The sequence below is a fragment of the Pseudomonas phoenicis genome (assembly GCF_047302395.1).
Classification (GTDB): domain Bacteria; phylum Pseudomonadota; class Gammaproteobacteria; order Pseudomonadales; family Pseudomonadaceae; genus Aquipseudomonas.
In genome coordinates this window covers 2,127,535-2,151,046 of sequence record NZ_CP154852.1, presented here as the reverse complement: position 1 = coordinate 2,151,046, position 23,512 = coordinate 2,127,535, and the positions used below count along the sequence as shown (strand labels likewise).

Genomic DNA, 23,512 nt, shown 5'->3' with positions numbered 1-23,512 from the left:
GAGGAAGGGAATGCTGAACACCAAGACAATGCAGCGCACAGTACTCGCTACGGCCATTGCCGTGGGCCTCAGTGGTTGCGCGACGATCGATAAAACCCTGGGCGATCGTTCCGACGGATTTGCCTGTGGTGCCGGCGCCGTCATCGGTTCGCTCGCCGTCGGCGCCATCGTCGCGGCCGCCGGTGGCAACGGCAAACAGATTGCCAGCGGCGCCGTCGCTGGCGGAGCGGTGGGCTGTGCCGGTCTTTATGCGTACAAGCAGCGCGTCGATCGTCTGAAGGCGGTGGCGGCCCAACAGGGGCTGACCGCTGACGTGCGGGAAGTGCAAATGGTCGATGCCCGCGGTCAGACGAAGTCCGTCGGTGTGGAAGCGCAGATCGAAGTCGCCGAGATGTTCCCTTCGGGTTCGGCAACCCTGACCAGCGAGGGCTATCGCAAGCTGAGCGTGATGGCCCAGGAATTCGCGCGCGATCGCGCCGCCACCCAGCGAGGGGCGTCCGCCAAGAAGCTTCTGGTGGTCGGCCATACCGACTCGTCGGGCGGTGCCGAAGTCAACCAGCGCCTGTCCGAGCGACGCGCCCAAACTGTCGCTGACCTGATGGCCGCGATCGGCGTGCCCAAGCAGGACATCTTCTTCCAGGGCGCAGGCTCGGCACGGCCCGTGGCAGACAACAGCACCGACGCCGGCAAGGCCAAGAACCGCCGGGTCGAGATCGTCGAAGTCGACAACGAGCAGGTTCTGGCGCAGCGCGTGCGTGAAGAACGCTCCAGCGCCAAGTACCTGGCCCATGGCACCGCCGTCGCCTCCAAGGACACGGCCAAGCCCAAGGCCAAAAAGGCCACCGCCAAGCCTGACCCCACAACCAGGACCACGCGCGTCGCCACCACGGCGAAGCGGCCCGTGGGCACGCCCGCCAAGCCGCCCGCTCCAGTCAGCGAGAAGGCGCCCACACCTGCCGCCACCCCTGAGGCCGTGGTGCAACTCGCAGGCAAAGGCGGCATCGACTTTGGCGGCGTGCCGGTGACCACGACCAGCTCGATGCTGGCATCGAGCATCCAGCCCAAGCGCTCGACCTTTTCCCTGATCACGCCAGCCTACGCGGATGCGCCCGCCACCTCATGCGTTGGCGATCTGCCACGAGTCGCAGGCGAAGTGAAGAACCTGGCCACCGGCACGGCGCTGAAGGACTACTCGACCATCGATTTCCTGCCGGGCCTCAACGGCGGCGTCTGGGCAAGCAAAGTCAACGGCCATGTGGCCGCCGTCGGCCCGGTTGCAGTGCTACGCGGCAGCGGTGCCGCCGCCGGTGCCCCGCTCATGCAGTTCACCTCGAACGTCGGTACCGCCAGCAAGCAGGATTCCGCCGCCTTCAAGTCGGTGGCCAACACCTACGAAGGTGAAATCCAGGTGCTCTACCGCGTGTTCGCGCTCGACCAGAAGAGCGCCCCGGTGTCCTGCATGGACATCGTGTTCGACAAACGCGCAGGCAATGCGGTGGCCGGCGAAATCTATTACCCGAAACAGGGTGACGCCTATGTGGCGCAGTTCCGACCGCTGAAGCGCGGCTAAGGAGAAGTACCCATGCTTGAAACCATCCAGACGTTTTTCGCCAGCTACTGGCACGTCGTCCTGCCCATCGTCCTGCTGACGTTCCTGGCCATCCCGATCATCATCCACTGGTACGAGGTGCGCTACGCCTTGATGAAGGCGCGCATCAACACCCCTTGGGTCGGCTACCTGGCGCATTGGGTGAAGAATCCGGGCTCCAAGGAGCAGCCAACGCCGAAGAACCCGGACGCCGTCGGCTTTTACGAGTCGGAAAACCAACTGAACCTGAAATACGAAACCTACTACCGCGACCACCAGCCGTCCGAAGCGCATTTCAAGCGCTGCCAGGACTACCTGGGCAAGATCGGCGAGGACAACCGCAAGGAGAAAGGCTTCGCCATGTGGGCGATCATCATCGTCCTGATGCTGATCGAAGCCACGGCGTTCGGCTACGCGCTCGCGCCGTTCGCGCTGACGCTCGCCACCCCCGACACCGCCGTGGCAGGCGCATTCGGCATCGGCCTGGTCATCTCGATCATCGGCGTGTTCCTGTCCGAGTTCGCCGGCCGCCAGCTCTACCTCAACAACATCGTCAGCAAGATCATGGGCTACGAGGAGCTGCGTCACGGCGGTGCCGATGGCGACATGGTGTCCCGTGACATCGTGACCATCGACAACACCCACATCGACGACGAGCGCCCTGAATACCAGCGCATGCTCAACCGGGTGAAGGTGCCGCAGGATGGCGCCATGCCGGCCAGGCGCTACGGCATCGTGATCGGCTATGCCCTGTTCATCGTCATTCTGGCCGTGGCCGCGTTCTGGGTGCGTACCGAGACGCTCAACGCACAAGAGGCCGAACTGATCGCCAACCCCCCGGCCGTCTCGCAAGGCGCCGACGATTTCCCGGCCAGCAGCGAAGACGACTTCCCGCTGCCGAGCGAGATGCAGTCCATCGCCAACGACACTGCCGGCAAATCCGCCCAGGACCAGATCGATGCGCTGCACCGCGCCAGCCTCGTGACGTTCGCGGTATTGAGCGCCCTGTTCATCTTCATCCAGTTCACCTCGACCTTCCTGGCCTACACCTACGGTTTCGCCGGCACCTACTCGCGCAAGGCCTGGGAGTTGGTGCACAAGTTCTCCAGCGCCAGCGAGTTCACCCGTTACCACCAGGGCAAAGCGCGCAGCATCGCCAACGACGCCCAATCGGCCCTCGGCAAGCTGCAGGCGCTGCAGTTGGCGCGGTTCCGCGTCAAAGGCGGCGATCGCGAGGCACTGCGCACAGACAACGTGCGCCGCACCTTCAACCGCTTCATCGAAGAGCAGGATGCGGGTAGGGCCTGGGCCGATCAGAAAGCCATCGCCGACCAACTGGGCAAGGACAGCCGGGCGGTGTTGGAAAACTACATCAAGAAGTCCACCGCCGACCTGAACATGGCGATCGCCAACAACGATGCTGCGCGCATCGATGAAATCATTCGCGTCGCATTGCCACGCCTGAACCAGATCGATGACCCTGCCCTGTTCCAGCTTCGCGACACGTTCCGCAGCGTAGCGAAAACCTTCCTGGCACCGGCCGCGGCGGCGGCGGCACCGGCACCGACCGTGGCCGTGCAAGTGAACGTGCCCGTGGAAACCCAGCCGGTGGTGGCCGTCGTGCAGGCGCCGCCAGCGCCTCTTGCGCCCCCTGTGGCACCTGTGGCAGCGGCGCCCACAGCACCAGCAGCCGGCGCTTTCGACCCGCACCAGTTCGGTGACCTGACCGAGTTCCACGAGGACGACCTGGCGTTCGTGGCAACCGCCAAAGGCACCGACCTCGATACCATCAAGCGCGCGCGCCGCCTGCAACTGATGGTCAAGCAAAGCGTCTAGCGCGACCGAGCGGCTGCGTCCTCGCGCAGCCGCCCTACCCCATTTCCGGAGGCACCATGAACTTCAAGAGCCTGGCGCTGGCGCTGCTGCTAGCACCCACCGCGCTGCTGGCAGCCGAGCGCAACGACGTACCCAGCTGCTACGCCCAAGCCCGCATCGACGCGTTCCGCACGGCGCCGTCCGGCCGCATGCTGACCGTCGTCGTGGACCAGACCACGCCCCTGACCCAAGACCTGCAACGCACGGCCTGGGGCCACATCAAGCGTTTCATGCAGCCAGGCGACAAGATCCGTCTGTACGCCTTCAGCGCGTACCTCGAAGGCCACTACACCCGCTTGCGTTATGCCGGCGAATTGGAGCGGCCGATCGACGAAAAGGTATTGGGCAGCGTACCGATGATGGCTACGCGTAAATTCCAGTCCTGCCTGAAGAACCAACCGGCGCAGTTGTTCAAAGGCTTCGGCAAGGCCTTCGCCGCCACCATGGGCAAGTCCAGTTCGGACATTCCCCGCAGTGAAATCCTGTTCAGCCTCAAAGCCGTGGGCGAGGACATGGCCAAGGCCGAAGGCGTCGACGAGCACGTCGTCCTGGTGATGTCCGACATGCTGGAGTACAGCGACTTCGCAAGCTTCTACCAGTCCAACGGCATCCGTCAGATCGATCCGAAGGCCGAAATCGCCAAGGTCGAGAAGCAACACCTGCTGGGCGACTTCAACGGCGCGCGCGTCTACGTGCACGGCGCTGCGTTCATACCGACCACCGCCAAGAACGGCTACCGCAGCGGCAAGATGATCCAGAACCTGGAACAGTTCTGGAGCACCTACTTCAAGGAATCGAACGCCACGCTTGCAGGCTTTGGCAATCCTGAGTTGACGACGGCTGTCGAATAGCCGGATCAGCCTGGCGGCCTTGCGCTGCCAGGTGCACCATCGTTCCCTGATTCGATGTCGTCCACTAGAAGGAAACTCAGCATGGCACACGCTCTGAAAACGCTGGCGCTCACCGCCGCCGTCCTGCTGGCCGCAAGCGCCGCCGCCTCTGCCGCCCCCGCACCCCGCGACCTGGCCACCGAAGAGGCCAACCGCGCCTTGGTCATCCAGTTCTATGAACGCTTCTTCAACCAGCACGACGTGGCACAAGCGGCGCAGGTGGTGACGGACGACTACAAACAGCACAACCCCAGCGTGCCGGACGGCAAGGCGCCGTTCGTGGACTACTTCACCGGCTACTTCAAAGACCATCCGCAGTCGCGCGCCCGCATCGTGCGCAGCGCCACCGACGGCGATCTGGTCTACCTGCATGTGCATTCCACTGACGGTGCGAGCGACCGTGGCCAGGCCGTCGTGGACATCTTCCGCGTGCGCCAGGGCAAGATCGTCGAACACTGGGACGTGATCCAGGATGTGCCGGCGCAAGTGGCCAATAGCAATACACCGTTTTGAATCGGTGCTTCACCAGTTGTAAGTCAAAGTCGCCAGCAACGTGCGCTCCTCTCCCCAGTAGCAACGCCCGGCGTTGTTGCAGCCGGTCGCGTACTCCTTGTTCAGCAGGTTCCGCGCATTGAGTTCGGCCGACCATTGCGCGTCGATCGCGTACCCCACTGCCGCATCGACCAAGGTGACGTCGCCGCTGTCGAGCGTGCCGTACAACGCCGGGCTGGTGTAGGCGAAGGTGCTGTCGAAGTGACGGACGCCGGCGCCGATGCGCAGGCCTTTGAGCCCCTCGTCGAGGAAGCGGTAGTTCGCCCACAGCGACAGCTGGTTGCGCGGTACGCCGGTCATTTGCCGATCTTCGAGCAGCGAGCCGGGCGCGTCCTGGGTGATGCGCGAATCGGTGTAGGTGTAGGCCGAGGTCAGGCTGAGGCTATCGGTCAGGTCGCTGTTGATTTCCAGCTCCACGCCCTTGGCGCGGCTGCGACCGACGTTGCGGTAGTCGCCGACGGTGCTGTCGTACAGGGAATCGTCTTTCTTGCGCAGGTCGTACACCGAGGCGCTGATGGCGGTCTTCCAGCCGACCGGCTCGTACTTCACGCCCACTTCGTACTGCTCGCTGGTGGTGGGTTCGAGCGGGCCGCTGGTGCTGGAGACCTGCTGGGTCGGGTTGTAGGCCGTGGAATAGCTCAGGTACGGCGACACACCGTTGTCGAACTGGTACATCAGGCCGGCCTGCCAGGTGAACTGCCCGTCCCAGTAGTCCAGGTCGGCAGGCGCGTTGAGGGTGCCGGCCTTGTTGCGGTAGGTACTGTTGACCCGGTCGTAGCGCCCGCCCAGCAGCAGCACCCAGTTGTCCACCCGGCTTTGCAACTGCGTGTAGGCGCCGTACAGGGTCTGTTCGAGCAAGGCGTTCTGCACTGCGGTCGCGGTCACGGGCGGGCCAGTGTAGACCGGGTCGAAGACATTCACGCGGCCACCGAAGCCTGCGTTCCAGTCTTGGTTGAACGAGGTGCGGTCCAGGCTCACGCCCAGCAGCACGGTGTTGTCCACCGCGCCCGTCTGGACCTTGCCTTCGAGCTGGTTGTCCAGGGAATAGGCGATGGACTTGTTGTCGCGGTCGTACGCCGTGTTCGTCACTACGGTGCCGAAACCGCCGTTGTTCAGGTTACCCGGCCAGATCTCCTGGCGGTCGATGCGCGACTGCATGTACCGCGAGTTCTGGCGGAACTGCCAAGCGTCATTGAAGATGTGAGCGAACTCGTAACCCAGGGTCCAGGTTTCGCGCTCGAAATCGTCCCAGTCGGGGTTGCCGAGCAGCGCGCTCTTGTCGATCTTGCCGTTGGGGTTGTGCAGCAAGGTGCCTGCTGCGGGGTAGCCCAGCTCCATGAGCGTGCGGTCGCGCTGGTAGGTGCCCAGCACGGTCAAGGTGTTGGCATCGTCGAGGTTGAGCGTCAGCGATGGCGCGAGATAAAGGCGATCGTCCGGCTGATGATCCACCTGTGTGCCCGACTTGCGGCCGAGCATGACCATGCGCCCTAACACGTTGCCGCTATCGTCGAGCGGCCCGGACACGTCGATGCCCAGTTGTTGGCGCGCGTGGCTACCGTAGCTCAGTTGCAACTGGCCACGAGCGTCCTGGGTCGGCTTCTTGCTAACCAGGTTGACTACGCCACCGGGGGCGTTTTCGCCATACAGGATGGACGTCGGCCCCCTGAACACTTCCACGCGTTCCAGGCCATAGGGTTCGCTGGTGGTGTCGTAGCGGTTGCCCTGCACACGCAGGCCGTCGCGCAATAGGCCGTAGCCGTAGTCAGTCGCATTGAAGCCACGGATGAAGAACAGATCACCCGCCTGGCCGTCACCGGCAGCGAACGGCGGCGCGAAGATGCCGGGCACGTAACCCAGCACCTCGGTCAGGGTCTGGGATTTCTGGTCGTCCATGCGTTGGCGCGTCACCACCGACACCGAGCGCGGGGTGTCGGCCAGGGAGGTACTGGTCTTGCTCGCGGTGGTCGACTGGACGGCGCGATAGCCGACATCCGCTTGCGCGTTGGCGCTCGGCACCTGGGCGCCGGTAACCGACGTCGGCTGCAGCTCGAGGGCATCGCCGCTCGCCACCGGCGCCGGCTGCAGCACATAACCGGACGCGCCTTGCGCCACCGCTTGCAGCCCCGACCCCTGCAACAGCGCCTGCAGCCCCTGCTCGACGCCGTAGCGCCCGCGCAGCCCGTTGCTGACTTTGCCCCGCGCCAGCGCATCGCTGCCTACCAGGTAGATGCCGGCCTGCCGGCTGAACTGGTTGAGCGCGCCGCTCAAAGACCCTGCGGCGATGTCGAACCCTCGTTCGCTGCCCGCCTGCGCGGCCTGCGCCGTGCCCGACGCGAGCGCCAAGGACGTCAGAGCAAAGAGTGTCGAAGGCGCGAACAACGCCAAACAAAGGGTGAAAGAGCGGTGCGGCTGCATGGTGATCCCCAGAAGACAGTGAGTGCTAAGGGATGAACCGGACGACGCCCGGAAAAGGGAACCCATTGGGAAATTATGTTTGCCTCACGCAGGTTCGACGCTGACCCACCAGTCGGTCAGGCGCCGAACCCGCACAGGGAGCGCCGCCTCGAGCAGGCGCAAGGCCTGCTCGGTGTCGTCCAAGGGAAAGGTGCCCATCACCGCCAGGTCGGCGATGGCAGGCGCATAGCCCAGGTGGCCATGCCGGTAGCGGCCGAGCGTGTCGACCAGCTCGGACAAGGGCATGGCGTCGGCCGCCAGCACGCCCCAGGTCCAAGACTCGCCCGCAGCCTGCGCAGCCATGGGCGCGGCGAGCCGGGTCGCCGTGAAATCGATGGACTGGTCGGCGAGCACTGGCTGGCGCAGACGACCGCGCGCCGTGGAAACACTCGCTTGGCCTTGGTAGACGTTCAAGCGTGTGTGGCCTTGTCGCTGCTGGACACCCAGGCGCGCCATGCCGGAGGCCACCTGCACCACACCGCACTCGGTGCTGATGCGCAGCGGTCGGCTGTCGCGACCAGAGGTTTGCAACAGCACCTCGCCAAAACGCAGGTCGAGCTCGCGGGCATAGCCGCCGAAGCGCGTGTCCAGCGCAGTGCGCGGCCCGAGCCAGAGCTGGCTGCCATCGTCGAGGCGTACCTGGCGCCGGGTGCCGACGCCCGTGGCGACGTCCGCCGTCCAGCCGGCCTGGTCCGCGACCCGCCAGCCCGTCATCCCCAGCAGCGAGCCGACACCCAGCAACGCCAGTGCCTTGGCGCCTTGGCGACGCGTGAGGCCCGGTGTGCGCGCCTGCCTGAGCACCTGCCCGGTTGGCGCCGGCTGCTCGCGCAGTGGCGCGAAGCGTTCGCCCACGCCCGCCACGTAGTGCCAGGCCACCTGGTGCTCGCTGTGCTGGGCGAGCCAGTGCTGCCATTGCTGATGCAGCGTGGCGGGGCAATCGGCCTCTTGCAATGCGACGTACCACTGCGCCGCCTGTTGCAGGGTGGCGTGGCGGATGCGGCCGACCGGCGCCATGCTCATTCCACCAGCACGCCGTCGAGCTCCGCGCCCAGCACCGCACAATGCACGAACGCCTGGGCCATGTACTTCTTCACCATGCGCTCGCTGACCCCCAGGCGTTCGGCGATCTGCCGGTAGGGCATGCCGTCGAGCTGTGCCAGCAGAAAGCTTTCGCGCACCTTAGGCGGCAGGCTGGCCAACATGGCATCCACCTCGATCAAGGTTTCCAGCACCATGGCGCTCTGTTCGGGCGAAGGCTGCACCGCGTTCGGTTGGCTGGCCAGCGCAGCCAGATAGGCGCTTTCCACTTCCCGGCGGCGCCAGCGATCGATGCACAAACCGCTGGCGATGGCGGCCAGAAACGACCGCTCCCCGGCTTCATCGGTCGGCATTCGCGGCCGGCCGAGCACGCGCATGAAGGTGTCGTGCAGCAGGTCCGGCGCATCCATGCGGCTACCCAGCCGACGGCCGAGAAACCTCAGCAGCCACGGCGCGTGCTGCGTGTACAGGCGGTGTACGGGGTGATCGAGGGCATGGGGGGAGGACATGGTAGACCCGACGAGGCGACGCAGCTAATGAGAAGTGTTCGCGATATTAGTCGGGCGGCGCATTTACCACAATGCGAGGTGGTCGGGGACTTGCTGCCGTCGATCCTTTCTCGCGGCAAATATGGATCGGCCAGATCCATTGTTGGTTTTCTGCCGTCATCGATGAGTCGCGGCCTGGAAGCCTGCTTGCGGCTAGAGCCAGAACGGCGCCTTCCACATCGATGTGCTGAAGCAGGTATGGGTTTCTATTTCGCATTGCAGGTTTTCTTTTCTGCCAGTGGCCGCCTTTGTCATAAGCCTCCTCGACGGCTCGTACGTCTGACAGACCGGCATGTTTTGCAAAGAAACTGGCTAAAAAGTAACGAATGAGTTCTTGGCCCATCGTGAACGGTCCTTTAAGGTCTTCCCCGTTCAAAAACGCTCCACTGCCAAACCGGTCGCCTGTTTTCGGCCTGCCTGACCGAATCTGCATGTTTTGCGCAGGACGCGCCCACCGACAAGGACACACGACACTCATGCGCAAGCGGCTTTTGGTCCTGCTGGGCCTGGCATTCATTGCGGGCTGTAATGGCGCCCGACCCTACATAGAAGTCCCCCGCACCGCCTCGGACAACGAACTTGCCACATTACGGTGTATCGCCCTCACCAACGACCTGCCGGTGCCTACGCAGGCCATCGCTTACTTGGAGGCGCAAACGCTGGCGGGCAATCCTGGCTGCATGACCATGCTGGGCACGCTGTATTTCAAAGGGGAACGGTATGGCGTCGCTCAAGACCTGCACAAGGCGCGTGAGCTGTTCCAGACCGCTGCGCCACGCAACCCGCTGGCCTACGTGTTTCTAGGGTGGATGGCCGAACAAGGACTAGCGGAGCCTATGGATTTGCGTAAAGCCCGACTGTTCTACCGTCTTGCCAAAGAAGCCGGTGCAGTCGAGCTCGGCCGCCTGCTCGAGCAAGGCAAGGGCGGTGCCAAGGACCCTGCCGCCGCCATGCGCCTGTATATCGGCGCCATCCGCCGATTCGACGACCTGGCTTGGAACGCAGTAGCACGCCTGCATGCGCAGGGGCAGACGCTCGATAACGCGCAACGACAGCGGTATCAGTACCTCTGGGTACGTGCTACGCATGGGCAAATGTCGCCGCGACTCAAATCGCTGCCGGTGCTGGCTGTCCGGGAGGCAGCCATGGCGGCGGGCCCGGTGAACGATGCAACCTTGCGAATGGTGTTCAGTGCCGGCAGCCAAGTACCGAAAATCAGTATCGCACGCAGCTCGGGCAACGCCGAACTGGACGCGGCGGTCATAGCCGCCATGGCTAGGTTTTCGATGAAGGGATTCGAGCCTTTGATCGATGAGAGTGGCCAGGTGGAGGTGCTGGCACCGCTGGTGTTCGTCGACCCCGCCAAAGCGTCTTACGCGCCTGAACCTGCAGTAATACCCTCCTCTGTAACGGACACCGCCGCGTCTTTGTGATCGGACGCGGCAGTGCGACAACGCTACTCAAGCGCGTGATCGGCGCGATTCAGCCAAAGAGATACCGATCACTTCTGATTCAGATAATCAGTCAAAAACGCCTGCGCATTCCCCGCTTCCGACAACCCGTCCGAATACGCGACCCTGATTACCTGCGACTCGCCCGGCAGGTACAGCTCGCTGGGGCTCCAGCTGTCCGATCCCTGGATAATCAGGGCTGCGTACGGCTTGCCGTCGACGGTGGTGAAGTAAGTGGTGCGCTTGTCGGTTTTCTCCACCTTCATCTTCTGGATGCGCATGTTCCAGTCGTTGTCCACGCCCTCGACCTGCACCAGCGCTTCGTTGGCGCTGCGCTCGCCGATGCGCAGGGTCCAGACCTTGACGCCGTGCTCGCCGCCATAGGCCACGACCTTGTCGGCCACCGGTGGGCGATCTTCAGCGTGGGCCAGGCTGCTCAGCAAGGCCAGGGAGGCGATCAGGGCAGCGGCCCATTTGCGGTACTTCAACATGGTGTTCGATCCTCGAAAGTCAGATGGACTGCATTAAACGGGGCGTGTGTCGAGGTGCCAAGCGCCTGGCCGTGGCTCACAACAAAGCGTTTGGGAATCACAACCTGATGACCTTGTTGGGGCGGTCGGTTCGGCGTTGCGTTTAGCCGCGATGGGCGGCCGCGTTGCCCTATATCGAGGGGCCATTGAGCAACTGACGGAATCCGATTGTAGTTGGTGGGCCTGCTGCGCAGGCCATCGCGGCTAAAGCCGCTCCTACAGGGGGCTTGAGCGTGCAAGCTTTGGGCCTGGACATGGAGTCTTCGGCAGTAGAGGTGTGTCGTGGCGAGCCGTTAGGCGGGCCCGATTGCTTGAATGATCGGCATTGGGCACGCGCACCGCAGCTTCAGCGCGTCAGCTCCCGCCGCACGATCTGCGCCCCCGCGCTCAACGCGCGCAACTTGCCGTTGGCCACATGGCGCGGCAACGGCGCCATACCGCAGTTGGTGCATGGGTAGAGCTTGTCGGCATCGACGAACTGCAAGGCCTTGCGCAGCGTGTCGGCCACTTGCTCGGGGGTTTCGATGGTGTGGTTGGCGACATCGATGGCGCCCACCATCACCTTCTTGCCGCGGATCAGTTCGATCAGCTCCATCGGCACATGGGAGTTGTGGCACTCCAGTGAAACGATGTCGATGCTGGACTGCTGCAGCTTGGGGAAAGCCTCCTCGTACTGCCGCCATTCCGAACCCAGGGTCTTCTTCCAGTCGGTATTGGCCTTGATGCCGTAGCCATAGCAGATGTGTACGGCGGTTTCGCACTTGAGGCCTTCGATGGCGCGCTCCAGGGTAGCGACGCCCCAGTCGTTGACGTCGTCGAAGAACACGTTGAACGCCGGTTCGTCGAACTGAATGATGTCGACCCCCGCCGCTTCTAGTTCCCGGGCTTCCTGGTTGAGGATCTTGGCGAACTCCCAGGCGAGCTTTTCGCGGCGCTTGTAGTGGTTGTCGTACAGCGTGTCGATCATGGTCATGGGGCCGGGCAGCGCCCACTTGATCGGCTGGTCGGTCTGCGCCCGCAGGAACCTGGCGTCCTCGACGAACACCGGCTTCTGCCGGCTCACCGCACCCACCACGGTGGGCACGCTGGCGTCGTAGCGATCGCGGATACGCACGGTTTCGCGACGCTCGAAGTCGACGCCGTCCAAGTGCTCGATGAAGGTGGTGACGAAGTGCTGGCGGGTCTGCTCGCCGTCGCTGACGATGTCGATGCCCGCTTGCCGTTGCTCGTGCAGGGCCAGGCGCAGCGCGTCCTGCTTGCCCTCCAGCAGCTCGGCGCCCTGCAGTTTCCAGGGCGACCAGAGGGTTTCGGGTTCGGCCAGCCAGGCGGGTTTGGGCAGACTGCCGGCGGTGGAGGTGGGAAGCAGCTTGTTCATCGGGCGATAACCTTGTGTCCGGGGCGTGTCAAAGCGCGTAAGCGGCGGACCACTGCTCGAGCAGGGCGCCGTAGGGCTTGATGAAATGTTCTTCGGCGAAGCGGCCTTGCTCGAGGGCCAGGCGGCTGCGCTCTTCGCGGTCGTAGACGATGCGCGTCAACGAGTAGTCTTCGTGCTGCAGGCTGGGCTGGTAGCGTTTGCCGGCCGCCGAATTGGCGTTGTAGATCTCGGGCCGGTAGATCTTCTGGAAGGTGTCCATGGTGCTGATGGTGCTGATCAGTTCCAGAGCGGTGTAGTCGGCCAGCAAGTCGCCGGCGAAATAGAACGCCAGGGGCGCGACGCTGTTGGCGGGCATGAAGTAGCGCACCTGCAAGCCCATCTTGGCGAAGTAGTCGTCGGTCAGCGAGTGCGCGCTCTGCACGTACTCGTAACCCAGTACCGGGTGGTGGTTTTCGCAGCGCTGGTAGGTCTTGCTGCTGGACACGCTCAGGCAAATCACCGGCGGTTTGCCGAAATGGGCCCGGTAGTCCGCCGAATTGACGAAGCACTTGAACAGCTTGCCATGCAACTCGCCGAACTGCGCCGGGGCCTCGCTCGCGCCGGTACGCTGCGGCAGACGCACGCTGAAATCGTAGTCGCGCACGTATGAGGAGAAATTGTTGCCGACGATGCCGTCGATGCGCTCGCCGGTGTGCCGGTCGAGCACGGTGGTCTTGAGCATTTCGATCAGCGGCAGCGCAGTGCCCTGGCCTTCGACGCCTGGCGCCGCCACCTGCATCGCCACCGACACGATGTCCAGCTCCACCGCGTAACGGTCCGCATTGGGGTTATCCCAATGGGCCAGAGCGTTGAAGCGGTTGTCGATCATCTGCAAGGTGTTGCGTAAGTTGGCCTGGCGGCGTTCGCCGCGGGCCAGGTTGGCGAAATTGGTGGTGATCCGCGTGTTCTCCGCGGGCCGGTAGTGCTCATCGAAGCGAATGCGCTTGATGGTGAAGACGAAGTCGTTGGCCATGTCGGTCCGGCACCCTGATGCGTTGGGAACGTTCAGTGCCTACCCGACTGGCTGACGCTGGCGCGGGGGTAGGAACACCGTTCTGATGGGGGCCAGTGTAGGGAGGGCTGCCGACGACGACTAATGAGCCTTTTTCAAAAGATCTTTAGCAGGATTCATGTTGAGACGAGATGACCGCGCGCCGAAGCGCGGTGGATGAACCTCTTGGGACCTGCAGCCAACGCTTGACGGAGAATGACAGGTCCCCGTTCACCGCTGATTTCAGGCGGGTACACCCAGGATGATGTGCGATGCCTTGATGATCGCCGTGGCCCTGGCACCTTGAGCCAATTTCAACTCCTCGACGGCCTCGCGGGTGACGATCGAATACACCTGGGTGCCACCGGCCAGCTCGATCACCACTTCGGCATTGACCGCGCCATGGTTGACGCTGACCACAGTGCCTTCGAGGCAGTTGCGCGCCGACAGGCGAATGTCGCTGGCGTCGGTCATCAACATGACCCAGGGCGCCTTGACCAGGGCCAGCGCTTGCTTGCCAACCGCGATGCCGAGGTTACGCACGCTTTCCATGGTCACCACGGCGACCAATTGCTCGCCGCCGGCCAGCGTCAAAGCGACTTCCGCATTCACTGCGCCCTCCTGGACCTGGCTGACCTGACCTTTGAACACGTTACGGGCACTGACTTTCATGGATAGATCCTATGGGGTTTAGGGGAGTCGGAACATCGTGGCCGCATGATCGGTTCGCTCCAATGCTTGTGCAAGCGTGGACACTGAGTTCACAGATGCCCGGATGCACCCTGCCTGTGCGTCAAAGCGCTCATCGGTATTCAGCTCAGCCCACGCCGTTGCAGACGAAAGCCCTTGGGCGTACAGCCGGTTTCGCGCTTGAAGAAACGTGAAAAATACGCAGGCTCGCTAAAGCCCAGGCTATCGGCGACCTCGCTGACGGTCATGGCGGTGTAGACCAGGTTTCGTTTGGCTTCGAGGGTCAAGCGCTGGTTGAGCAGTTGCAATGCCGACTGCCCGGCCAACTGTCGGCACAGGGCGTTGAGGTGGGCGGTGCTGACGCCGATGGCCTGGGCGTAGAAGTCGAGGGGCCGGTGCGTCTTGAAGTGCCGCTCGATCAGCCTGTTGAACTGCGCCACATGCTGCTGCCCGCGGCCCTGCGCGCTCGCCGCCGGCTGTGGCTGCTCGGTGGCACGGCGGGCGATCCACACCAGCAGTGCGCCGAGCAAGGCGTGCAACATCAGCTCGCGCTCGGCGCGTGGCACGGCGTACTCGTCCAGCAGCCGCGCGAACAGGTCGTCCAGATGGCCGCGATCGGCCCCGGCCGCATAGGCGCCGGGTTGGTCGAACGGCTGGCCTTGCAGGCCGGCACCCACGGCGTCGAGGGCCGGCTTGGCGAGACTGAGGATGCAGCCCTGGATGTCTTCGGAGAAGCGGAAACCGTGGATGCTCATCACCGGCACCACTTGCAAGGTACCGGGGCCGAGCTGGCGTGCCTGGCCCTCGATCGACACCTGTGCCCTGCCCGCCTGCACGTACAGGAACTGGATCAGGTCCGCGTGGCGGTGGCTCTTGATCTGCCAGTCGTGCAAGCGGCTCCTGGCGGGAATCGACTCGCAATGCAGCAAGTCCGGGGTCGGCCAGGCGGTTTCGCCATACAACTTGAAGACCGGTACCGACAGCGCGGCCTGAGCCATGGCGCAACCCTCGAAAAGTCCAGGAACGTACGTGGAAAGTGCCTTCTTTCCTGCGTGCCACCCGCCAAAAATGCAGACGCTCGATAAAAAAACCCTGGGCCGCAGTGCCCGTGAGGATAACAACAATGCATACCAAGATCGCCATCATCGGCGCCGGCCCCTCGGGCCTGCTGCTCGGCCAACTGCTGCAACGGGCCGGCATCGACAACGTCATCATCGAACGCCAGAGCGCCGAGCATGTGCTCGGCCGCATCCGCGCGGGCGTGCTGGAACAGGGCACGGTCGACCTGCTGCGCGAAGCGGGAGTGGGTGCGCGCATGGACCGCGAAGGCCTGCTCCACGACGGTTTCGACTTGGCCTTCGACGGCCGCCTGGCGCACATCGACCTGGCGCAGCTCACGGCCGGCAAGCGCGTGATGATCTACGGCCAGACCGAGGTCACCCGCGACCTCATGCAGGCCCGCGCCGACACTGCCGCGCCCACCTTCTACAGCGCGAGCGACGTGGCCGTGCACGGCCTCAAGAGCGGCAAGCCCTACGTCACGTTCACCCACGCCGGCCAGCCGATGCGCCTGGACTGCGAGTTGATCGCCGGCTGCGACGGTTACCACGGTGTGTCGCGCCGGTCGATTCCCGAAGGCGTGCTGAAGACCTTCGAGCGGGTCTACCCCTTCGGCTGGCTGGGCGTGCTGGCCGATACTCCGCCGGTCAACCACGAGCTCGTCTACGCCAGCCACGAGCGCGGCTTTGCCCTGTGCAGCCTGCGCTCGCCCACACGCACCCGCTACTACATCCAGGTGGACAACCAGGAGCGGGTCGAGGACTGGTCGGACGAGCGCTTCTGGGCCGAGCTCAAGCGCCGCTTGCCGGCGCCCATCGCCGACAGCTTGGTGACCGGCCCGTCCATCGAGAAGAGCATCGCGCCGTTGCGCAGTTTCGTGGTCGAGCCCATGCAATACGGCGAGCTGTTTCTGGTCGGGGACGCGGCGCACATCGTGCCGCCGACCGGAGCCAAGGGTCTGAACCTGGCGGCCAGCGACGTCAGCACGCTGTACCGCATCCTGCGCAAGGTCTATGGCGAAGGCCGCCGTGACCTGCTGCAACGCTATTCGGCGGTTTGCCTGAAGCGGGTCTGGAAGGCCGAGCGGTTTTCCTGGTGGATGACCAGCCTCCTGCACCGTTTCCCCGACACCGACGCCTTCAGCCAACGCATGCAGCAGGCCGAGCTGGACTATTTCGTCGGCTCGCCGGCGGGGCGCCAGAGCATTGCCGAAAACTATGTGGGGCTGCCCTACGAGCCGATCGAGTGAAGCGTCCGTGGCCCCTGCCCAAGCAACGTCGTAGACGCGCGCGGTTGCCAAGGGGCCTACCCTTGCCTGTATGCTGGCCGGGTCTTCAGGGCGGGGTGCAAGTCCCCACCGGCGGTAAATCGAAAGATGAGCCCGCGAGCGCTCCGACCCGGTCGGAGGTCAGCAGATCTGGTGCGACTCCAGAGCCGACGGTCATAGTCCGGATGAAAGAAGGCGTAGCCAGGTGCCCCGGTGGGTACCTGCACGCGCATTGTGTTCGCCCCGAGACGTTCATCGATCTGTTACGAGGAGCGTTTCCATGTCCACCCCGCAATTCCCCAACGTCGCGGCCGCCATCGCCGCCTTCCAGGCCGGCCTGCCCGTGCTGCTGCTCGACGACGACGACCGCGAGGACGAAGCGGACATCATCGCCGCCGCCGAAAACCTCTCGCTGTCGAGCATGGCCATGATGATCCGCGACTGCAGCGGCATCGTCTGCCTGTGCCTGGACGAAGCCACGGTCGATGCCCTGGAACTGGCGCCCATGGTGGCCAATAACCAGGCCCGCCACGGCACCGGCTTCACCGTCACCATCGAAGCCGCCGAAGGCGTCAGCACGGGCGTGTCGGCCCAGGACCGCATCACCACCATCCAGGCGGCGCTCGACTCCACCCCAGGCGACCGGCGCATCGTCAGCCCTGGCCATGTCTTCCCGCTGCGCGCGCGCAATGGCGGCGTGCTGACCCGCCGTGGCCACACCGAAGGCTCGGTGGACCTGGCGCGACTGGCCGGTCTGCGCCCGGCTGCGGTGCTCTGTGAACTGATGAACCCGGACGGCAGCATGGCCCGCGGCGAACAGGTGCGCACCTATGCCCGCCAGTACCAGCTGCCGGTGCTGACCATCGAAGAGCTGGCGCAATACCGCAAGGCCATGAGCGCGCGCGAAGCGTTGGCCGTGTGAGCGCGAACCGGCTCGGTGGCCTTTCGCCCGGGCCGGCAGGGCGCCAGCACCTGACGCTGGCGGTCTGAACGGGCGCCTGGCTCGGTCGCTTACCGAGCCAGGCGCCGAAGCGCTCTACCTGGCACGGCCACTCGGCGCCTCGGCCTCTCGACACAGGCGCTGAGGCGTTCGAGGGTCGAGCAGGCCTTGCAGGGAAAGCGCACACGCTCTCGGCGCTCGGGTGCGCCCGGGCATGACACGTAGCCATTTGCTAGCCCTGCCCCGCTCTGCTAGTGTCCCGCCGTTATAGACATCGCCACCGAGACCGTCGCCATGGCCCCCCGCAAGAAAGCCTCCATCGATTTCGAACAATCCCTCGCCGAGCTGCAGACCCTGGTCGAACGCCTGGAAAACGAAGAGCTTTCGCTGGAGGACTCGCTGGCGGCGTTCGAGAAAGGCATCGGCCTGACCCGTGACTGCCAGGACGCCCTGGCCCAGGCCGAGCAGAAGGTGCAGATCCTGCTCGAGCGTGACGGTGAGCTGAAGGCACGTCCTTTCGACCCGGAGCCCGAAGCATGATCGCGGCCTACCAGGCCACCTGCCAGGCGCGGGTCGATGCCGCCCTGCAACCGCTGTTCGACGCCCCATCCCCAGAACTGCAACGCCTTTACGCGGCCATGCGCTACAGCGTCATGAACGGCGGCAAGCGGGTCCGCCCGCTGCTGGCCTACGCCGCTTGCGAAGCCCTGGGCGCGCCGGCCGAAGCGGCCAACGGCGCGGCCTGCGCGGTCGAGCTGATCCATGCCTACTCGCTGGTGCACGACGACCTGCCGGCCATGGACGACGATGACCTGCGCCGCGGCCAGCCGACCACCCACAAGGCGTTCGACGAAGCCTGCGCGATTCTCGCCGGCGACGGCCTGCAAAGCCTGGCCTTCAGCGCCCTGCTCGACCCGCACCTGAGCACGCAGAGCGAAGCGCTGCGCCTGAGCATGGTGCAGACCCTGGCCAGCGCCGCCGGCCCGGCGGGCATGGTCGGCGGCCAAGCCATCGACCTCGGTTCGGTCGGTCAGATCCTCGACCAGCAGGCCCTGGCCTTCATGCACCGACACAAGACCGGCGCGCTGATCGAAGCCAGCGTGCGCCTCGGCGCCCTGGCCAGCGGTCGCGCACAGCCTGCCCAGCTCGAGGCGTTGCAGACCTATGCCCGTGCGGTGGGCCTGGCCTTCCAGGTGCAGGACGACATCCTCGACGTGGAAAGCGACACGGCCACCCTCGGCAAGCGCCAGGGCGCCGACATCGCCCGCGACAAACCGACCTACCCCGCCTTGCTCGGCCTGGATGCCGCCAAAGCCTTCGCCATCGAACTGCGCGACCAGGCGCTGGTCGCAGTGCAAGGGTTGGGCGAAGCTGCCGAGCCCCTGCGGGCCCTTGCGCGCTACATCGTCGAGCGTCGTCACTGACGCACGCCGCCGCGCCGCGAGCACCCGATCGCACCCCATCATCGCTGGTCAGCCACAGGCCGGCGCCGTCCGCCTTAGCGGACTTGCGTCGCCCGGTCCATGGGCAGCTTTTCCTCCGATGGGGTAAACTGCCACGTCTTCGAACCTATAACGACTCGCCTGATGCCCACGACGTTTCAAGAGATTCCCCGCGAACGCCCGGTCACGCCGCTGCTCGACCGCGCCGATACGCCCGACGGCCTGCGCCGCCTGGCCGAAGCCGACCTGGAGACCCTGGCCGACGAGTTGCGCCTGGAACTGCTCTATAGCGTGGGCCAGACCGGTGGGCACTTCGGTGCAGGCCTTGGCGTCATCGAGCTGACCATCGCCCTGCATTACGTCTTCGACACTCCCGACGACCGCTTGGTGTGGGACGTCGGCCATCAGGCCTATCCGCACAAGATCCTCACCGGTCGTCGCCAACAGATGCTCAGCCTGCGCCAGAAAGACGGCTTGGCCGCTTTCCCACGTCGCGCCGAAAGCGTCTACGACACCTTCGGTGTGGGGCACTCCAGCACCTCGATCAGTGCCGCGCTGGGCATGGCCATCGCCGCCCGCCAGCAGGATCAGGCGCGCAAGTCGATCGCCGTGATCGGCGACGGCGCATTGACCGCCGGCATGGCCTTCGAGGCGCTGAACCACGCGCCGGAAGTCGACGCCGACATGCTGGTGATCCTCAACGACAACGACATGTCGATTTCGCGCAACGTCGGCGGCCTGTCCAACTATCTGGCCAAGATCCTCTCCAGCCGCACCTACGCCAGCATGCGCGAGGGCAGCAAGAAAGTGCTGTCGCGCCTGCCGGGCGCCTGGGAAATCGCCCGCCGCACCGAGGAATACGCCAAGGGCATGCTGGTGCCCGGCACGCTGTTCGAGGAGCTGGGCTGGAACTACATCGGCCCCATCGACGGCCACGACCTGCCCACGCTGATCGCCACCCTGCGTAACATGCGCGATCTGAAGGGCCCGCAGTTCCTGCACGTGGTGACCAAGAAGGGCAAGGGCTTCGCGCCCGCCGAAGTGGACCCGATCGTCTACCACGCCATCACCAAGCTGGAACCGGTGGACCAGCCGGCCGCGCCCAAGGCCGTCAGCGGCCCGAAATACTCCAGCGTGTTCGGTCAGTGGCTGTGCGACATGGCCGCTGCCGATCCACGCCTGGTCGGCATCACTCCGGCCATGAAGGAAGGCTCGGACCTGGTGGCCTTCAGCGAACGCTACCCGGAACGCTACTTCGATGTGGCCATCGCCGAGCAGCATGCGGTGACCTTCGCCGCCGGCATGGCCTGCGAAGGCAGCAAGCCAGTGGTGGCGATCTATTCCACCTTCCTGCAACGCGCCTACGACCAGTTGATCCACGACGTCGCGGTGCAGAACCTCGACGTGCTGTTCGCCATCGACCGCGCCGGCCTGGTGGGCGAAGACGGCCCGACCCATGCCGGCAGCTTCGACCTGTCGTACCTGCGCTGCATCCCCGGCATGCTGGTGATGACGCCGAGCGACGAGAACGAACTGCGCGCGATGCTCACCACGGGCCACCATTACAATGGCCCGGCCGCCGTGCGCTACCCCCGTGGCACCGGCCCGAACGCGCCGATTTCCCGCGAGCTGCAGCCCCTCGAGATCGGCAAGGGCGTGGTCCGTCGCCAGGGCAGCAAGGTGGCGCTGCTGGCCTTCGGCGTGCAACTGGCCGAGGCCCTGCAAGTGGCCGAGACGCTGGATGCCACGGTGGTCGACATGCGTTTCGTCAAACCGCTGGACGAAGCGCTGGTACTGGAACTGGCCGCCAACCACGAACTGCTGGTGACGATCGAAGAGAACGCCATCATGGGCGGCGCAGGCTCGGCCGTCGGTGAGCTGCTGGCGCGTGAGGCGGTGCTCAAATCGCTGCTGCAACTGGGCTTGCCGGACTCCTACGTGGAACACGCCAAACCTGCGCAGATGCTCGCCGAATGCGGCCTGGACGCGGCCGGTATCGAAGCCTCGATCCGCGCGCGTCTGGCCAAGCTGGGTTTGTAAGAGCGGCCGCACCTAAAGTGCTCGCTGTGGGAGCGGCCGGTTCGGCGCTCCGATCAGCCGCGATGGGCCGCAACGCGGCCCTGATCTAGGCGCCGCATTCATCCTGTGCGGCCTGGATTAAGGCCATTGGGCCGGCGCCGCCGGCCATCGCGGCTAATCGGAGCGCCGAGCCGGCCGCCCATGCCTGTTCAGCGCTGCCTGAGCGCCGGCGCTGTAGCTTCCAACACGGCGCATAGCCGTGCCGTCGCTTCGATCATCTGCCCGCTGGGTCGCTCGAGGCCCTTGTCCGGCACCACCTTCACGCGCCCAGCGGCCACGGCATCGAGCTGCGGCCAGGCCTGCCAGGCGACGAGCTGGCGCGGTTCGCCGACCAGAATCACCTGCGGATCGCGCTGAACCACCGATTCTATGCTGACCAACGGGGCCGGCTGCGGCAGGTCGGCGAAGACGTTGTGCGCCCCGCATACGCTCAGGGCATCGCTGACGATCTGCCGACCTCCCAGGGTGTACAGCGGCGAATCCCACACTTGGTAGAACACCTGCACCGGCGTTGCCCGTGCGTAGTGCGTGCGTAGGGCCTGGAGCCGCTGGCGCAGCGCGACGGCATGGCGCTGCCCGGCTTCGGCGCGGCCGATGCGCGTGGCGAGGGCTTCGATCCGTTCGATCAACTGGTCGAGGGTGTGCGGGTCGCTGCTGAAAGTGGCGATGCCCAGACGGTCCAATTGCTTGCGCTGGGCGGCCGGTACGGCGCCGGGCCAGAGCAGCAGGAGGTCGGGTTGGAGGCTGAGCAAGCGTTCCAGGTCGAGCTGCCCGTAGCGCCCTACCGTGGGCAGGTGGCGCACCGCAGCGGACCGCTCGTTGCCGTCGAGCACACCGACCAGCAGGTCCTGGGCGTTCAATTCGAGCATGATGTCGGTCATCGACGGCGCCAGGCTGACTACGCGCAGCGGTGCGTCGGCGAACGCCAGGCCCGAGCAAAGCCACATGCCCAGCCACAGTGCGCGCATTCGGTCAGACGCCTTCGTGTGACGGCATACGGCCCAGTGCGCTTCGAACAGGGCGCATCCGAGCGGCACAGGCGTGGTGAAGACCCGTCGGGCTCACGCCTGCGGCACTTCGCCCTGATGCTCGTCGCCCATCATGTGCCCCAGCTTGCCCGCCTTGGTGGCCAGGTAATGGGAGTTGTGCGGGTTGTGCCCGGTGTGCAGCGGCACACGCTCGCTGACGTGGATGTTCATGTCGGTGAGGGCTTTGACCTTGCGCGGGTTGTTGGTCATCAGGCGCAGCGAGGTGACGCCCAAGTGCTCGAGCATCGGCAGGCACATGCCGTAGTCACGCTGGTCGGCAGCAAAGCCCAGGCGTTCGTTGGCCTCTACGGTGTCGGCGCCGCCGTCTTGCAACTCGTAGGCGCGGATCTTGTTCAGCAAACCGATGCCACGGCCTTCCTGACGCAGGTACAGCAGCACGCCACGGCCTTCACGGGCGATGGCCTGCAGCGCGGCTTCGAGCTGCGAACCGCAGTCGCAGCGCTGGCTGAACAAGGCATCTCCCGTCAGGCACTCGGAGTGCAAGCGCCCCAACACCGGCTGGCCATCGGCAATGTCACCCAGGCTCAGCACCACGTGTTCGCGGCCGGTGGCTTCGTCGAGAAAGCCGTGCATGGTGAAGGTTGCAAAAGGCGTCGGGAGTTTAGAGGCGGCAACAAAGACGACGGGCACGTTGTGCTCCTGATTGGTAACTTGAGGTTTCACGTGGCGCGATTGTATCAGCAGACCCTATGCCTGTGCGCAGGCCGAACCCAGCGGCACTCACTGCGGCCGGCCATGGGCGGTAAAGGGATAGGGCTGCTGCCAGCGCTCGAAGATCGCTTTCAGCTCGCCATTGCGCGTCAGCTGCTCCATGCGCCGATCGAACAGGTCGCGCAAGGCTCGCCCGGCGTCGCTGTCGGCAAAAGCCAGGTACAGGGGCAACTCGGCGATGTGAGTGCGGCGAAAACGCTGAGGCTGGTCGGACTGGCCGAGCACGTAGTCGATTTCGCTGAGGGCGTCGATGTAGAAGTCCACTCGGTCGTGTTCGAGCATTGGCAGAATGCCTTCACGGCGTTGTACTTCGCGGCCGTCGTCGACGTTGGGCAGGTAACGGGCGTAGTTGTAACCACGTACCCAGGCCAGGCGGTAGTGGCCGATGGTGGCGGGCGTGGGTACCGGCCCTTGCGCAAGGCTCAGGGCGTAGATGTGGTCGACGTCGAAATGCCAGTGCGGGTAGAGATTGTCGGGACTCTCATTCTGGTAGGAGCCGACCCAGGCATCCGCTTCCCCCCGCCTGACCAGGCCAATGGCCCGGCTGTAGGGCGCGCTCTGCGCCACCACCCGCACCCCGGCCGGCTCGAACACCTGGCGCAGCACGTCCCAGGCCAGGCCCGTGCCGTCCGCCTCGGTATAGTCCTGCCACTGCTCGCTGACCAGACGTACCTGCGCAGGGGCAGGCGCGGCGGCGGCCGCGCCGGTCAGCAAAAGCCAGAGCGCCAACGAGACAGTTTTCACGACCATCGACTCGATTCCTTGATGAACGACGCAACGTGCCGAACCATTCGGCTCCATCCGCTGCGTTCGACGTCGCCGCGCGCCGAATAGGCACGGCGTCTCTACAGCCTAGGCAAGCATCCGCATCAGTGCCCGCCTCCCCTCGCAGGCAAGCGTTCCGCTCAGGATGACGCTGGGCACGGTGCTCGACCCGCCGTACA

General features: G+C 65.1%; 22 protein-coding genes and 1 riboswitch. Of the genes, 10 read left to right on the top strand and 12 right to left on the bottom strand.

The window, feature by feature from the left end:
* The first annotated feature begins 10 nt into the window (after window positions 1–10).
* The 4 genes from AA0Z93_RS09705 (at window position 11) to AA0Z93_RS09690 (ending at window position 4,866) form a co-directional block, all read left to right on the top strand.
* Window positions 11–1,570, top strand: a complete 1,560-nt coding sequence (locus tag AA0Z93_RS09705; RefSeq protein ID WP_413045516.1) for an OmpA family protein — start codon at window positions 11–13, stop codon at window positions 1,568–1,570.
* Window positions 1,571–1,582: 12 nt separating this feature from the next.
* On the top strand, window positions 1,583–3,424 hold the full coding sequence (locus AA0Z93_RS09700) for a hypothetical protein (RefSeq protein ID WP_413045517.1): 1,842 nt from the start codon (window positions 1,583–1,585) through the stop codon (window positions 3,422–3,424).
* A gap of 56 nt (window positions 3,425–3,480) precedes the next feature.
* On the top strand, window positions 3,481–4,314 hold the full coding sequence (locus AA0Z93_RS09695; RefSeq protein ID WP_413045518.1) for a hypothetical protein: 834 nt from the start codon (window positions 3,481–3,483) through the stop codon (window positions 4,312–4,314).
* 81 nt (window positions 4,315–4,395) lie between these two features.
* Window positions 4,396–4,866: a nuclear transport factor 2 family protein gene (locus tag AA0Z93_RS09690; RefSeq protein WP_413045519.1), complete on the top strand. Its 471-nt coding sequence runs from the start codon at window positions 4,396–4,398 to the stop codon at window positions 4,864–4,866.
* 9 nt (window positions 4,867–4,875) lie between these two features.
* On the opposite strand, the gene AA0Z93_RS09685 is transcribed toward AA0Z93_RS09690, so the two are convergent.
* The 4 genes from AA0Z93_RS09685 to AA0Z93_RS09670 form a co-directional block, all read right to left on the bottom strand.
* Window positions 4,876–7,320, bottom strand: coding sequence for a TonB-dependent siderophore receptor (locus tag AA0Z93_RS09685; RefSeq protein WP_413045520.1), 2,445 nt, complete (start codon window positions 7,318–7,320; stop codon window positions 4,876–4,878).
* A gap of 84 nt (window positions 7,321–7,404) precedes the next feature.
* Window positions 7,405–8,373 (bottom strand): FecR domain-containing protein, encoded by a 969-nt coding sequence (locus tag AA0Z93_RS09680; protein ID WP_413045521.1) that lies wholly within the window; start codon window positions 8,371–8,373, stop codon window positions 7,405–7,407.
* A 2-nt stretch (window positions 8,374–8,375) separates the two neighbouring features.
* Window positions 8,376–8,906 (bottom strand): sigma-70 family RNA polymerase sigma factor, encoded by a 531-nt coding sequence (locus AA0Z93_RS09675; RefSeq protein ID WP_413045522.1) that lies wholly within the window; start codon window positions 8,904–8,906, stop codon window positions 8,376–8,378.
* Between the two features lie 46 nt (window positions 8,907–8,952).
* A complete protein-coding gene (locus AA0Z93_RS09670; RefSeq protein WP_413045523.1) occupies window positions 8,953–9,288 on the bottom strand; it encodes a hypothetical protein in 336 nt (111 codons plus the stop codon).
* A gap of 133 nt (window positions 9,289–9,421) precedes the next feature.
* Between AA0Z93_RS09670 and AA0Z93_RS09665 the strand changes: the two genes are divergently transcribed.
* Window positions 9,422–10,378, top strand: a complete 957-nt coding sequence (locus tag AA0Z93_RS09665; protein WP_413045524.1) for a hypothetical protein — start codon at window positions 9,422–9,424, stop codon at window positions 10,376–10,378.
* Window positions 10,379–10,446: 68 nt separating this feature from the next.
* Here AA0Z93_RS09665 and AA0Z93_RS09660 read toward each other — a convergent pair whose 3' ends face one another.
* The 5 genes from AA0Z93_RS09660 to AA0Z93_RS09640 form a co-directional block, all read right to left on the bottom strand.
* A complete protein-coding gene (locus AA0Z93_RS09660) occupies window positions 10,447–10,887 on the bottom strand; it encodes a hypothetical protein (RefSeq protein ID WP_413045525.1) in 441 nt (146 codons plus the stop codon).
* A gap of 385 nt (window positions 10,888–11,272) precedes the next feature.
* Complete coding sequence (locus tag AA0Z93_RS09655; protein WP_413045526.1) at window positions 11,273–12,301, bottom strand: methionine synthase; 1,029 nt, start codon at window positions 12,299–12,301, stop codon at window positions 11,273–11,275.
* A 28-nt stretch (window positions 12,302–12,329) separates the two neighbouring features.
* Window positions 12,330–13,313: a DUF1852 domain-containing protein gene (locus AA0Z93_RS09650; RefSeq protein WP_413045527.1), complete on the bottom strand. Its 984-nt coding sequence runs from the start codon at window positions 13,311–13,313 to the stop codon at window positions 12,330–12,332.
* Between the two features lie 261 nt (window positions 13,314–13,574).
* A complete protein-coding gene (locus AA0Z93_RS09645) occupies window positions 13,575–14,003 on the bottom strand; it encodes a TOBE domain-containing protein (RefSeq protein WP_413045528.1) in 429 nt (142 codons plus the stop codon).
* A gap of 140 nt (window positions 14,004–14,143) precedes the next feature.
* The gene (locus AA0Z93_RS09640; protein ID WP_413045529.1) at window positions 14,144–15,019 is read right to left on the bottom strand and encodes a helix-turn-helix domain-containing protein; all 876 of its coding nucleotides are present in this window, start codon (window positions 15,017–15,019) and stop codon (window positions 14,144–14,146) included.
* Between the two features lie 125 nt (window positions 15,020–15,144).
* Here AA0Z93_RS09640 and pobA point away from each other — a divergent pair, with 125 nt between their 5' ends.
* The 5 genes from pobA to dxs all read left to right on the top strand — a co-directional run bounded on the left by pobA (window position 15,145) and on the right by dxs (window position 20,769).
* The gene (gene pobA, locus AA0Z93_RS09635; protein WP_413045530.1) at window positions 15,145–16,329 is read left to right on the top strand and encodes a 4-hydroxybenzoate 3-monooxygenase; all 1,185 of its coding nucleotides are present in this window, start codon (window positions 15,145–15,147) and stop codon (window positions 16,327–16,329) included.
* Between the two features lie 77 nt (window positions 16,330–16,406).
* Window positions 16,407–16,548, top strand: a riboswitch (FMN riboswitch).
* A gap of 79 nt (window positions 16,549–16,627) precedes the next feature.
* Entirely contained in the window at window positions 16,628–17,269 is a 642-nt protein-coding gene (ribB, locus tag AA0Z93_RS09630) for a 3,4-dihydroxy-2-butanone-4-phosphate synthase (protein WP_413045531.1), read from the top strand.
* Between the two features lie 312 nt (window positions 17,270–17,581).
* On the top strand, window positions 17,582–17,827 hold the full coding sequence (locus tag AA0Z93_RS09625) for an exodeoxyribonuclease VII small subunit (protein WP_413045532.1): 246 nt from the start codon (window positions 17,582–17,584) through the stop codon (window positions 17,825–17,827).
* On the top strand, window positions 17,824–18,711 hold the full coding sequence (ispA, locus tag AA0Z93_RS09620) for a (2E,6E)-farnesyl diphosphate synthase (RefSeq protein ID WP_413045533.1): 888 nt from the start codon (window positions 17,824–17,826) through the stop codon (window positions 18,709–18,711). Before AA0Z93_RS09625 ends, ispA begins: the two co-directional genes overlap by 4 nt.
* Window positions 18,712–18,873: 162 nt before the next feature.
* A complete protein-coding gene (dxs, locus tag AA0Z93_RS09615) occupies window positions 18,874–20,769 on the top strand; it encodes a 1-deoxy-D-xylulose-5-phosphate synthase (RefSeq protein ID WP_413045534.1) in 1,896 nt (631 codons plus the stop codon).
* Between the two features lie 188 nt (window positions 20,770–20,957).
* Here dxs and AA0Z93_RS09610 read toward each other — a convergent pair whose 3' ends face one another.
* From AA0Z93_RS09610 to AA0Z93_RS09600, 3 genes are all read right to left on the bottom strand, one after another.
* Window positions 20,958–21,776: a cobalamin-binding protein gene (locus AA0Z93_RS09610; protein WP_413045535.1), complete on the bottom strand. Its 819-nt coding sequence runs from the start codon at window positions 21,774–21,776 to the stop codon at window positions 20,958–20,960.
* A 93-nt stretch (window positions 21,777–21,869) separates the two neighbouring features.
* A complete protein-coding gene (gene ribA / locus AA0Z93_RS09605; RefSeq protein WP_413045536.1) occupies window positions 21,870–22,487 on the bottom strand; it encodes a GTP cyclohydrolase II in 618 nt (205 codons plus the stop codon).
* 90 nt (window positions 22,488–22,577) lie between these two features.
* Complete coding sequence (locus AA0Z93_RS09600) at window positions 22,578–23,318, bottom strand: substrate-binding periplasmic protein (protein ID WP_413045537.1); 741 nt, start codon at window positions 23,316–23,318, stop codon at window positions 22,578–22,580.
* Between the last annotated feature and the right edge of the window lie 194 nt (window positions 23,319–23,512).